General features: G+C 62.2%; 6 protein-coding genes. 1 reads left to right on the forward strand and 5 read right to left on the reverse strand.

The genetic code is table 11. The annotated features are described in order from the left end of the window. Positions 1 to 2: 2 nt before the first annotated feature. The 3 genes from CQ13_RS01030 to CQ13_RS01040 all read right to left on the reverse strand — a co-directional run bounded on the left by CQ13_RS01030 (position 3) and on the right by CQ13_RS01040 (position 3,717). Positions 3 to 881 (reverse strand): ABC transporter permease, encoded by an 879-nt coding sequence (locus CQ13_RS01030; protein ID WP_057841406.1) that lies wholly within the window; start codon positions 879 to 881, stop codon positions 3 to 5. Positions 882 to 892: 11 nt separating this feature from the next. Next, entirely contained in the window at positions 893 to 1,846 is a 954-nt protein-coding gene (locus CQ13_RS01035) for an ABC transporter permease (RefSeq protein ID WP_057841163.1), read from the reverse strand. A gap of 212 nt (positions 1,847 to 2,058) precedes the next feature. Beyond that, positions 2,059 to 3,717, reverse strand: coding sequence for an ABC transporter substrate-binding protein (locus CQ13_RS01040; RefSeq protein WP_057841164.1), 1,659 nt, complete (start codon positions 3,715 to 3,717; stop codon positions 2,059 to 2,061). A gap of 205 nt (positions 3,718 to 3,922) precedes the next feature. Here CQ13_RS01040 and CQ13_RS01045 point away from each other — a divergent pair, with 205 nt between their 5' ends. Further along, a complete protein-coding gene (locus CQ13_RS01045; RefSeq protein ID WP_245308973.1) occupies positions 3,923 to 5,536 on the forward strand; it encodes an ABC transporter substrate-binding protein in 1,614 nt (537 codons plus the stop codon). 46 nt (positions 5,537 to 5,582) lie between these two features. Here CQ13_RS01045 and CQ13_RS01050 read toward each other — a convergent pair whose 3' ends face one another. Both CQ13_RS01050 and CQ13_RS01055 read right to left on the reverse strand, forming a co-directional pair. Next, complete coding sequence (locus CQ13_RS01050; RefSeq protein WP_057841166.1) at positions 5,583 to 7,811, reverse strand: CHASE2 domain-containing protein; 2,229 nt, start codon at positions 7,809 to 7,811, stop codon at positions 5,583 to 5,585. A 100-nt stretch (positions 7,812 to 7,911) separates the two neighbouring features. Next, complete coding sequence (locus CQ13_RS01055; RefSeq protein WP_057841167.1) at positions 7,912 to 12,726, reverse strand: VCBS domain-containing protein; 4,815 nt, start codon at positions 12,724 to 12,726, stop codon at positions 7,912 to 7,914. Positions 12,727 to 13,015 lie beyond the last annotated feature (289 nt).

Genomic DNA, 13,015 nt, shown 5'->3' on the forward strand with positions numbered 1-13,015 from the left:
CGTCAGTTCCTGATATCCATGGCGCTGCGCATGCCGTCGCTCAAAAGATTGAAGCAGATCGACACCGCAAAGATCATCACGCCCGGCAGCGCCGCCACCCAGGGATTGATATAGATCGCAGTGCGCAGCGTGTTCAGCATCAAGCCCCATTCCGGCTCCGGCGGTTTTGTGCCGAGCCCGAGGAATGACAGGCCGGCGGCGAGGATCATCGACACCGATATCAAGCCTGTGGCGTAGACGAAGATCGGGCCGAGAACGTTTCCGAGCATATGCACGCGCATGATGGTAAAAGGTCCGGCGCCGGAGGCGCGCGCGGCTTCCACAAAATCCATGTTACGCACGCCGGTGGTGACGCTTTCGGCGACGCGGGTGATCTGCGGCACGAACACGACGGTCAGCGAGACGATGGAATTGACTATACCCGCGCCCAGCGCGCCGGAGATCGCGATTGCCAGCAGCACCGACGGGAAAGCGTAGAAGACGTCCACCGTACGCATGATGGCGGTGTTGAGCCGGCCGCCGACATAGCCGGCGACGAGGCCGAGCGAGGTGCCGATCACGAAGGCGAAAATCACCGGCAGGATGCCGATGATCAGCGACAGCCTTCCGCCGTAGATCAGCCGCGCCAGCATGTCGCGGCCGAGCTCGTCGGTGCCGAGCGGATAGTTCGGCGTGCCGATGTGGCGAAGCCGGCGGATCATCGAGCCCTGGTAGGGATCGGCAAGGCCGAGCCACGGCGCCAGCAGCGCGGAGGCGAAGATCAGCACCAGCACGAAGGCGCAGACCATGCTGACCTTGTCGCGCGCGATGCGACGGCCGACGGTGGCCCAATAGCCACGCGCCTTGGTCGCGGGCGCGGCTTGCAGGGCGGTATCCGACATCACGGTCATGATCAGCCCCGCTTGATGCGCGGGTCGATCGCGGCCTGCGCGATGTCGACCAGCAGATTGAGCGTGACGAAGAAAAGCGCCAGCACCAAAATCGTGCCTTGCAGCAGCGGCAGGTCGCGCTGGAAGATCGCGGAATTGAGCAGCAAGCCCGAGCCGGGCCACGAGAACACGGTCTCGATCAGGATCGAGCCGCCGAGCATGTAACCCAGTTGCAGGCCCATCACCGCAAGCGCGGTGGGCGCGGCGTTCTTGATGACGTGGCGGAACACGTCCAATTCGCGCAACCCTTTGGCGCGCAACGCTTCAACAAAATCCTGGCTCAGGATGTCGCCGGTCAGCGCCCGGACGGTGCGGGTGACGATGCCCATCGGGATCACCGAGGTCGTAATCGCCGGCAGGATCAAGTATTTCATGTGCTCCCAATCCCAGCCCCACGAACCGGAGCCGCCTGGACCGGCGCCGACAGCGGGCAGCCAATTGAGCTGCACCGAGAAGATGATGACCATCACCATGCCGAGCCAGTAATGCGGTACCGAGACGCCGGCGATCGCGATGGAGGTCGCGACCTTGTCGATCCAGGTGTCGCGGAAATAGCCGGCGATCAGGCCGAACATCAGCCCGAGCGTAAAGCCGATCAGCGCGGCGGCAACCGCAAGCGTGACGGTGTTGCCGACGGCGCGCAGGACTTCCGACAGCACCGGGCGGCCGGTCGCGATCGAGCTGCCGAGGTCGCCATGAAGCGCGCGCCATAGCCAGAGGCCGAATTGCACCGGCAGCGGCCGGTCGAAGCCGTAAGCGGTGCGCAGTTGCGCCGCGAGTTCCTGCGACGCATCCGCCGGCAGCACCGCGACCAGGGGATCGCCGGGCGTGATGTGCACCAGCAGGAAGCACACCAGCGCCACGCTGATCACGATCGGAATGACGTAGACGATACGCCGGGCAATGTAAGCGAACACGGGTTACTCTCTTCTTCCCTTCTCCTTTGTGGGAGAAGGTGGCGCGGACCTGGGTCCGCGCCGGATGAGGGGTTCCATCCGCGGACGGGGGCATTCAGATGAGGGAGGCGTATCCGCGGACAGAACCCCTCACCCGTCTCGAATGAGCTCCGCTCATTCGATCCACCCTCTCCCACAAGGGGAGAGGGTCAGCAAGCATTGCGCTCCTGAACTCACGGTGCCATCGACACCGGCGAGAAGTCGACGAACCAGCTCTTCGGCTGCACGAAGCCTTTTACCTTCGGGCTCATGGCCCGCGGCGAGACGTCGTGGGCGACGTAGAGGAACGCCGCATCGTCCACCGAGGCCGCATGCAGTTCGGCCAGCGCCGCATCACGGGCGGCGGGGTCGAAGGTCTGGCGCGCCTTGGTCACCAGCTCGTCGAACTTGGGATTGTTGATGTAGCCCCAGTTGTTCGAGACGGGAGGCGCCATCGACGATTGCAGGAAGCGCACCAGCGCGAAGAACGGATCCATCGCCGCGTAGGTGACGTTGGTGGCGTTGGCGCCGTTGGCGGAGGGATCCTTGGCGCCGCGGCGCCAGTTGGTGAACAGCGTGTTCCACTCGATGACGTCGAGCTGAACGTCGAAGTAGCATTCAGCCAGCGCCTGCTGCAGATATTCGTTCATCGGCAAGGGCTGCATCTGGCCCGATCCCGACGCCGAGGTCTGCGTCTTCACTGTCAGCTTCTTGTTCGGGCCGTAGCCCGCCTCTTGCATCAGCTTCTGGGCGGCCTTCAGGTCATATTTGATCTCGAAGGTCGGCTTTCCGCGCCAGGGATGGCCGGGCTCGAACGTGCCGGTCGCCGGCACCATCAGGCCCGCAAGCAGCCCCTCCTTGAGCCCTTCGCGGTCGATGCAGAGATTGGCGGCCTTGCGGACGCGGATGTCGTTCCAGGGCGAGCCTTCAATACGCGAAAATTGCCACGGCCAGACGTGCGGCGATTCATTGGCCTGGAGCTGGAAGCCCCGCTGCTTGATCTCCCTGACCGCGTCGGGCGCGGGCGCCTCGACCCAGTCGACCTGGCCGGACAGCAAGGCCGCGGTGCGGGCATTGGCCTCCGGCATCGGCAGCAGCACCATCCGGTCGACCTTGGGCACGCGGCCCTTGTCCCAATAGCCTTCGTTCTTGACGAGTTCGAGCCGCTCGCGCGGCGTGAACTTCGACATCTTCCAAGGGCCGGTGCCCGAGGCGTCTCTGGCGAACGCCGCCCACGCGGCCTGCGATTTCGCCTTGGCGTCGGCGCCTTCAGCCTTGTCATAGAAGGCCTGCCACTTGGCAGGGCTCGCCATGAACAGGTTGGTCAAGTTGATCGGGAGAAAGCTGTCCGGCTCCTTGGTGGTCAATTCCACCGTCATGTCGTCGATCTTGCGCGCCGAGGCCAGCGTCGGCATGCGCGAGGCGGTGACGCCGACCTGGCTGGCGTCAAAATGCGGCGCATCCTGCTTCAGCACCTTCTCGACGTTCCAGACCACGGCGTCGGCATTGAAATTGCTGCCGTCATGGAATTTGACGCCGGGGCGCAGCTTGAAGGTCCACTTCTTCTTGTCGGCCTCGTCCACCTTCCATTCGGTCGCGAGGCCCGGAATCATGACGCTTGCCTTGTCGCGGGATGAGAGGTCCCACATCGTCAGGCCGTCATACATCGTCAGCCCTGTGAAGCGGTTGCCCTCAAAACCCTGATCGGGCTGGCCGAGCGTGCGCGGAATATCGGCAGCGGTCATGCCGATCCGCAGCACCGTTTCGGCACTTGCGAGTTGCGGCAACCCGACCACCAGCGCGGTTGCCAGCAGCCACGCGGTGGCCGTCTTGTTCGATTTGTCGTTACGCATATGCAGCAATCCCCTTCTAAACGCTTCGGTGACTAATTCTTATGCAGCCGTATGCAACGCCTGTGCCAAACGGCATGCTTCCCTTCGGGCTATGCGTTTGACCGCACAACTCCTTGTGAAGCGCGCATGCACGTCAAGTCCAATGCCTAAGCTGGCACCAAGCTTGCATTTTTAGCTCCAAACCCTGCCCGATGGAGCCTAATTCATGCGCACTCGAAATTCGATGCTTCTTCCTGCCGCAACTCTGGCCGTGGGCTTAGCTCTTGGCATCTCAACGATTTCGGCGCAGGCCGAGACCATTGTGCGCTACGGCATTTCCATGGCGGACATCCCGCTGACCACTGGCCAGCCCGACCGCGGCGCCGGCGCCTATCAGTTTTCCGCCTATACGATCTACGATCCGCTGGTCGCGTGGGAGATGGGCGTCGCCGACCGGCCCGGCAAACTGGTGCCGGGGCTTGCGACCGAATGGAAGGTCGATGAGAGCGACAAGAAGAAATGGCGCTTCTCGCTCCGCAAGGGCGTCAAGTTTCACGACGGCAGCGAATTCAATGCCGACGCGGTGATCTGGAATCTGGACAAGGTGCTCAACGACAAGGCACCGCAGTTCGACAAGCGGCAGAGCGCGCAGGTGAAGACCCGCCTGCCCTCGGTCGCCAGCTACGCCAAGGTCGACGACGCCACCATCGAGATCACGACCAAGGCGGTCGACTCCTTCTTTCCGTACCAGATGCTGTGGTTTCTGGTTTCCAGCCCGGCGCAATATGAAAAGCTTGGCAAGGATTGGGACAAGTTCGCAAGCCAGCCCGCCGGCACCGGGCCGTTCAAACTGACAAAACTGGTGCCGCGCGAACTCGCCGAGCTGACCAGGAATGCCGATTATTGGGACAAGAAGCGGCTTCCGAAGGCCGACAAGATCGTGCTGATCCCGATGCCGGAAGCGCTGACGCGCACCAACGCGCTGCTAGCTGGCCAGGTCGACCTGATCGAGACCCCGGCGCCGGACGCGGTGCCGCAGCTCAAATCCGCCGGCATGAAGATCGTCGACAACGTCACGCCGCATGTCTGGAATTATCATTTGAGCGTGTTGCCCGGCTCGCCCTGGACCGACATCCGCCTGCGCAAGGCGCTCAACCTCGCGATCGACCGCGAGGCGGTGGTCGGGCTGATGAACGGTCTGGCGAAACCCGCCAAGGGCCAGGTCGACCCGTCGAGCCCGTGGTTCGGCAAGCCATCCTTCGAGCTCAAATATGATGTCGCGGCGGCGAAGAAGCTGGTGCAGGAGGCCGGCTATTCGAAGGAGAAGCCGCTGAAGACCACGTTCGTCATCGCGCAAGGCGGCACCGGACAGATGCTGTCGCTGCCGATGAACGAATTCCTGCAGCAGAGTTTTAAGGAGATTGGCATCGAGATCGACTTCAAGGTGGTCGAACTCGAGACGCTATACACGGCCTGGCGCAAGGGCGCGGCCGACGAGATGAACGCCGGCATCACCTCCAACAACATCGCCTATGTCACGTCAGACCCGCTTTATGCCATCGTCCGCTTCTTCCACTCCGGTCAGATTGCGCCTGTCGGCGTCAACTGGGGTGGCTACAGAAGTGCGAAGGTCGATGCGCTGATCGACGAGGCCAAGCAGACTTTTGATGTCGCCAAACAGGACGAGCTGTTGGCGCAGGCGCACGCGCAGATCGTCGACGACGCCACGCTGGTATGGGTCGTGCACGACACCAACCCGCATGCGCTGTCGCCGAAGGTGAAGAAGTTCGTGCAGGCGCAGCACTGGTTCCAGGATTTGACGCAGATCGGGCTGGAGTAATCTTGTCGTCCCTGCGAACGCAATGCGAACGCAGGGACGACGGAAGCTATTTCGTCAGCAGCGCAAACGCGCCGTTCCAGTCTTCCGGCGGAGGGTCTTCGAGATAGCCGCGAATGCGCGCTTCGTAGAGGTTGTAGAGCAGCTCCAGCGAATTTGCCTCGTCGGTCTTGCGGCCGCGCGCGATGGCCGCAAGCGCGCCGTGCCAGTCGCGGTTGCGGTAGCAGGCGAGCATCTCGATCGTCAGGTTGCGCAGGCGCTGGAAGCGGCCGGACTGCGCGGTGTCCTCGCGACCGGCGATGGCGTAGATCACCTCCGGCTCCTTCTTGCCTTTCACCATGATGAAGTCGAGCTCGAGAATGGCGAACTTGTCCTTGACCGCGAGCGCGGTCTTGGAGCCGACGATGATCGGAAAACCATATTCTTTCGACTGCCCTTCGAGGCGCGAGGCGAGATTGACGCTGTCGCCGAACACTGAATAGTCGAAGCGCTGGTCGGAACCCATGTTGCCGACCACGCAGACGCCGGTATTGAGCCCGATGCCGGCATTGAGCGGAATGAACGGACGCCCCTCTTGCTTGGCCTCCTGCTCGCGCGCCTGGTTGAGCTCGTCGACGCGGTCCAGCATGTCGAGCGCTGCTTCGCAGGCATTGAGCTCGTGGTCCTTGTCGTCCAGCGGCGCATTCCAGAACGCCATGATGGCGTCGCCCATGTATTTATCGATGGTGCCCTTGCGGTCGAGGATGGCGTTGGTCAGCGGCGTCAGGAAGCGGTTCATCAGCGCCGTGAGGCCCTGCGGGTCGTTCTTGTAGGTCTCCGAGATCGAGGTGAAGCCGCGCATGTCGGAGAACATGATGGTCATCTCGCGCTCCTCGCCGCCGAGCACCAGCTTTTCCGGCGACTGCGCGAGCTGTTCGACCAGGGCCGGCGACAGATACTGGCCGAAGGCGGAGCGGATTTGGCGGCGCTGCGCCTGCTCGCGCACGAAGGCGGAAAAGATCAGCGTGAGGTAGATCGACGTGGTCGACATCAGGGGATAGGTGAAGTCGATCAGAAGGCGATGCTGGGTGTAAAAGTATGCCGACGTTCCGACCAGCACGGATGCAAACGCGCCCCCGAAGATGACCAGCGAGACCGGACCAAACAGGGGCGCAAACACAATCACGAGAAGCCCGAGCAACATCGCTGCTGCGAATTCAATGCCGATGCCATAGTTCGGCTGCGAGATCACCGCGCCGGTCAGCGCGCTTTCGAGCACCTGGGCGTGGATTTCGACCCCGGGCATGGCGCGGGACACCGGCGTGGTCTTGATGTCGTTGAGGCCGACCGCGGAGGTGCCGATCAGCACCAGCTTGCCCGCGATCATGTCGGGGGCAACGTTCTTTTCCAGCACGTTGATCGCGGGGACGTAGATTGAGGCATCGTTGCGGGCATAATGGACCCAGAGCTGGCCGTTATGGTCGGTCGGGATCTGGACGCCCTTGATGCCGAGGCTCTTGATGCCGGCCTTCTCCGCCTTGATCAGGATGGTGCCGGACCCGGTGGCCACCCGGAGCATCTCGAAGGTCAGCGACGGCATGGTCTGGCCCTGCGCGAGCATGATCATCGGCACCCGCCGCACAATGCCGTCGCGTTCGGGCCTGATGGTGAACAGGCCGCGCCCGGCGGCGGCATGTTCCAGCACCGGAACGTTGCGAAGAAGGCCGGGAAATTCGAACATGAAGCGCTGCGGCTCCTCGCCCAGCATCGCGAGCCCGGTGACCGGCAGCGTCTTGTCGAGGGTCGCGATTTCCTCCGGCAGGCCGGATTCGCCGAGCACCACGCGCGACTTCCGGATGGCATCGGCGAAGATCTGGTCGTTGCTCGGCAGCGCGCGCAGCCTGGCACGGGTTTCCTCGTCGAGATTGCGGAAGGTGTCCGCCGCCAAGTCGGGGTTGAGACGGTCGGGCTCCGGGAACACCGCGTCGAACGCGATCACGACCGCGCCGAGTTCGGTCAGTTCGGTGATGAGGTCAGCAAGCCGGGTGCGCGGCCACGGCCACTGCCCGAACGTTTCCATGCTCTTTTCGTCGATATCGACGATAGTGACCGGCCGCGCGGTCTTCTTGCGCGGGTCAATGCGCTGGAAGGCGTCGAAGGTCCGGACGCGGATTTCCTCAACCGGCGCCGGATCGGCGACGCGAAGCGCGGCAAACCCGATCAGGAGCGCAAGGCACAGCAGCCGGGCATAGCCGATGCGCCGCTTGAACCACTTGGGTAAGGTCCGTAGTCGCTTCATGGCTTTCGATTGTTCGCCTAACTGCCAGCGCCACGCAAGCCGGAAGGTGGCACCGATGTCAGGAAGCTAGCGCGGCTCGGGAAGCACCATTCCAGAGGGCTTAGTGCGGCGACACGATGAAGTCGCTCGCATGCAGATTGGCCAGGACGACATTCTTGAGGATGATAGTATCGTTGGTGTCGAGTGTGAACCGAACGTCAGTAGAATTTATCTGGTTCAGCGGATTAGCTAGCCAACTACTGACAGTGGACGAGTCCACCGCGGCAAACGCCCGCAGATCGATATGGTCCCGTCCCGGCGCGAAGTCCATGATAGTATCGGTGTTGGGACTGTCTTCCGGCGTGAAGACAAACTGGTCAGCGCCCTCACCACCGGTCAGCGTATCGGCATAGCCGGTCGCAAAAATGACGTCCTTGCCGGACGTGCCGTTCAAGGTGACTTCCGGGCCTGTTCCAGCGTGGTTGAAAATGAAATTGACCGTATCGGCGCCGCCAAAACTATCGGCAACCGTGAGCGTGACCATGTCGGTCTGCGGTTCCGCAGCGTCGTGGAGGTATGCGATACCGCTGTCCAGCGTCGTGTTGATTTCCTCAAAATCAAGGCCGCTGTCGTTTGCCGGTGTCACACTGGTTACCGGGCTAGCACCGGTCGTCGCTGACATCGCAAACGTGGATCCGGCAGCATCGGCATCCGTGACATAAAGGCCCGAAAAAGTCGTCGTTTCATCAACATCTGTGACGACGAACTTATCGGTTCCGATCACGGGCGCGTCGTTGATCGGTGCGATACCGATAGTCGCAGTTGAGGTTGCGGTCTGACTGCCGCCCGATCCGCTGTTGCCATTGTCGTTGACGGACAGCGTCAGGTTGGTCGATGCGCTCGGATTGTCTGAATTCGCGGTGTAGCGGATCGTACCGGAATTGTCTCCGGAGAGCAGCGCTTCGATGTAGTCAAGCAGTCCGGTGATCGTGACCGAGGATGTCCCGCCGCCGGTGACTAACACGTCGTTTCCGCCCTCATTGACGGTCAATATTCCTTCGCCGACGGTGAGGGTGACCGTTTCGGTGCCGCCGTTGCCGTCGATGTCTGCAACATGCAAGCCGGTGCCACTGATGATCAGCGGTGTCTGTTCGGTCGCCGCATAGTGCGTCGGTGCATCTGCGGTCGGAGCATCGTTGACGGGCGTCACCGTCAGAGTCGTAGTAGCTGAAGTGACAGAAAACGCGGTGGAGCCGCCCGCTGCCGAGACATCGGCCGTCGCGCCGTGGACTCCCGTCGTTTGATCCCACGCCACGTAGGTGAGCGTGTCCGTCCCACCATCCTGCCCGTCGGGAACGAACCTGACCTTGTCGGTTGCCGCCAACAGCAAGGCGGTGTCGGTCGACACGGAAGGGAAAGCGATGAAGCTGCTGCCGTCCGTCGAATATTCCCAATGGCCATGCGCGCTGGTCGTCGCGGTGATCGCGATGCCTTCCAGCGCGCCATGATCGACGTCGGAAATGCTGCTGCCGACGAACGAGGCAACGGTCTGCCCGGTATTCGTGGTTTCGTCTTCCGTGATCGTTGTCAGGGAGGACGTCGACGCGGCCAGCACCGGCGCATCGTTGGTGCCGGTGATGATGACGGTGACGTCCTGCAGAACCGTGCCACCGTGACCGTCGGAAACCGTGATCGTATAGATTTGCGTGATGGTCTGGTTTAGCGCCAGTGACTGCAGCGTCGGGTTGTCGTTGTCGAGCGTAAAGGTCCAGCCCAGCGAGGCGGTATTGGTGGTGTCGGTAGGGTATTCGCTCACGGTCGTGATTGCGAACGTCCCAATCTTGCCAAGGGGCGCCGTCTCCGAATAGCCCGGCAGATCGGCGTTGGCATCCGCCGACTTCAGCACGAATGACGCCGTGTGGATGTCGATCAGGTCGAGGTCTTGGATCGCGATCGTGCCGCCGGCCGACAGCGTGGGGGTGCTGGCGTCCTCAATGACCGCGCCTGATGCAGCTGCGGCATTGCTGGTGATGGTCGGCTCGTCGTTGGTGCCGGTAATGGTGACCGTGACATCCTGCGCTATAGATGCGCCGTTATTGTCGGTGAAGGTGACGGTATAGACCTGCGTAATGGTCTGGCCCAGCGCCAGCGACTGCAGCACCGCATCGTTGTTGTCAAGCGTGAAGCTCCAGCCGAGCGTGGCACCGTTACTGGTATCGCTGGTACTCTCGATCACTGACTGATCGATGGTGAAGGTACCGATATGCGTACTGCCCTCGTTGAATCCCGGCAGATGCGCATTCGAAGCCGACGCCTTGAACTGCCACCTCGCCGTATGGGTGTCGATCAGGTCGAGGTCCTGGATCGCGATCGTGCCACCGGCCGACAGCGTGGGGGTGCTGGCGTCTTCGCTGACCGCGCCTGACGCCGCTGCCGCATTGCTGGTGATGGTCGGTGCGTCGTTGGTGCCGGTAATGGTAACCGTGACGTCCTGCGTGACGGTGCCGCCGTGGTGATCATCGAAGGTGACGGCGTAGACTTGAGTGATGGTTTGCCCGACCGCCAGCGACTGCAGCACTGGATCGTTGTTGTTAAGCGCGAAGCTCCAGCCGATCGAGCCAATAGTGGTGACGCCCGGATTCTCGCTCACCGATGTGAGCGTGAATGTCCCGATCGCGCTGAGTGGCGCCACCTCCGAATAGCCCGGAAGATTGGCATTGGCATTGGACGATTTGAGAACAAAAGTCGCGGCGTGGGTGTCGGTCAGGTCGAGGTCCTGGAACGTGATGGTGCCGCCGGCGACCAGCGTTGCCGCTTCATCTTCCGTCACCGAGTCAGTGGCTGTGGTCAAATTGTCAACGATCGTCGGAACGTCGTTGGTGCCGATGACCACGACTTCCCCGCCATGGATCGACACGGTGATCGGCGTCGAGATGATGCCGCCGTGACCATCGTCGACCCGCGCGACATAGTTGAGGTTCAGCGTTTCGCCGTCGGCGATGAAGTCGAACGCGCTGTCGGCAATGCTGTAGGTCCACGTCGCCGAGCCGTTATGGCTGTTTCCGGCCGCCTGCACCACTGTCAGCGGCACCAGGACGGCTTGAATTGCCGCCTGCTGCTCCGCCGTCAGCGTCGCGGTGACGTCGTTGCCTTGCGCATCATAGTAGCGGAACGGATCGGTGGCCGAGATCGCCGCGCTGACGACGGGACGGTCGGTCAGGTCGACATCGCCGAAGGTGACGGTGCCGGACACGGTATCGATCACCGTATTGCCGGTGCCGATTCGCTCCGTGATCTGGCCGCCGGTCGCGGAGATCGTCGGCTTGTCATTGGTGCCGGTGACGACGATCGTAAACGGCACAAACGTCGTCTCGTTGAACGGCGCGTAGTTGTTGTCGACCCGCGCCATGTAGGTCAGTTTCAGCGTCTCGCCGGCGGCGAGGAAGTCGAACGCGCCGTCGGCGATGTTGTAGGTCCAGGTCGCCGTGCCGAAATTCTTGCCGTTGGGATCCTGCACTACGGACAGCGGCACTTCGACTGCTTTGATCGCCGCCAGTTGCTGCGCCGTCAGCGTGGCGGTGACGTCGGCGCCCTGCGCGTTCTGATAGGCGAAGGAAGAAAACTGCGTACTGACGCTCGGAGTATCGCCGGGATTGATGTCAAGGTAGTTGACGCTGCCGGAGATGCTGTCAAGCGCGGAGCTGGCGGTCACATCGATCCGTTCGCTGACCGTACCGCCGAACGCCGCGGCCTGCGGCGGCCCGGGAATGTGCACGAGCCTGGGGGGCGGTCCCGGATCCACGGGGGGAGTAGCCCCGCTCGGGATGTTGAGTAGCTGAAGCGTCACGGGAATGAACTCCCCGCCGGCCAGCTTGATGAATAGCGTTTCCGGAACGATCGAATCGGTAAAATTGGTGGTGAGCTTGGTGTTCGGGTTGTTCAGGTCGGTAAACTTCAGCGAGAACACGTCGCTGATGATCTTCTGCGCGTCGGGCGATAGCTGCACCGACGATTGGAAGCTGACCGTGCCCTGGCCGCTGACGATCGTCTGCGTTCCCGCCTGGTTGACGGTCGCGATCGGCGTCAGCGTGGTCTTGTCGAACAGGATGTAGGAGCCGGTGGTGCCGTCGGGCTCGACCAGCACCTGGAATTTCGCCGGCGGCGCGATACCCGAGCCGGGCACCTCGAAGTCGATCTCGACCAGCACCGCGGTGCCGCGGATGCCCATGGTCGCGACCGGGGTGTCGACCTTCATGTCGCCTTTCTTGGCGGTGGCGCCGGCGACGAACGAGATCGTGCCCTGCACAAGGCTGAGCAGCGATTTGTTGTCCGACCCGTCGGGGTCGTAGACCATCTCGTTCAGCACCATCCGGGCGTTCGATGCGAGACCGAACACGGAGCCGTCGATGAAGGTGATGCCCAGCGTCGAATCGGAGCCGGACTGGACGACGTCGCCTTTATGGACGGTTTCGCCCTGGTTCAGGATGATTGAAACGCCGTTGCGGATCGCCGTCGCATTTCCCGTCAGCTTGGTGACATGCCCGATCACAGGCGGCGCGATGCTGGGACTGCCGTCCGCTTGCGCGAACTGGGTGTGTCCGCTCAGCGCGTTGACGATGTCGCCGGTGAGATGGGCGCCATCGGGCGAGGCCAGCGCAGCGCGCTTCTCGCCCTTGAAGTAGTCGCGCAGCACGACCTCGCGGTCGCTGCTACTGAGGATCAGGTCGACGCCCGATCGCTTGAAGTCGCCGCTGAAGAGCAGATGGGCATCGGAAACAATTATGGCGTCGGACGGCGCGTGTGTCGAAACTTTGTCGACTTGGAGCTTGCCGTGGGAAGGAAGATGGCCGTGCGATGACAGCAGTGCCCCAGAACCAATATCCGCGCCGGAAAAAGGGGCGAGGTCGCCCGATCCGAATTTGCCGGCGTAGTTCAATGGAACACCAATCTAAATGGTTAAGAAGTATGAAATTTCCCTGCGGGGTTTTCATACCATGCAGGTAGGGAACACAAAAGCACGCACGCTGCGAACACCCTTAATATGGGGTAAGTCTGCAACACGACCGAAAAGGTCCGGAAAACTGTCGGGCGAGAGTGTGGCGAGGAGAAGGCAGGGTTTACCGCGGGCCGACTAAAAAATTAGGCACGGCCTTCTCTAGGCATAAAGATAAGCAGTCACAATACTTTATCTTTGCTGCAGCGCAGAAGTACCGCTTCCTGAGGAA

Source organism: Bradyrhizobium retamae (assembly GCF_001440415.1).
GTDB lineage: Bacteria > Pseudomonadota > Alphaproteobacteria > Rhizobiales > Xanthobacteraceae > Bradyrhizobium > Bradyrhizobium retamae.

What these genes read in the sequence shown, in the direction of transcription:
- CQ13_RS01040 (WP_057841164.1), bottom strand. Translation starts at nt 3,717, where the DNA reads ATGCGTAACGACAAATCGAACAAGACGGCCACCGCGTGGCTGCTGGCA.
- CQ13_RS01050 (WP_057841166.1), bottom strand. Translation starts at nt 7,811, where the DNA reads ATGAAGCGACTACGGACCTTACCCAAGTGGTTCAAGCGGCGCATCGGC.
- CQ13_RS01045 (WP_245308973.1), top strand. Translation starts at nt 3,923, where the DNA reads ATGCGCACTCGAAATTCGATGCTTCTTCCTGCCGCAACTCTGGCCGTG.
- CQ13_RS01030 (WP_057841406.1), bottom strand. Translation starts at nt 881, where the DNA reads ATGTCGGATACCGCCCTGCAAGCCGCGCCCGCGACCAAGGCGCGTGGC.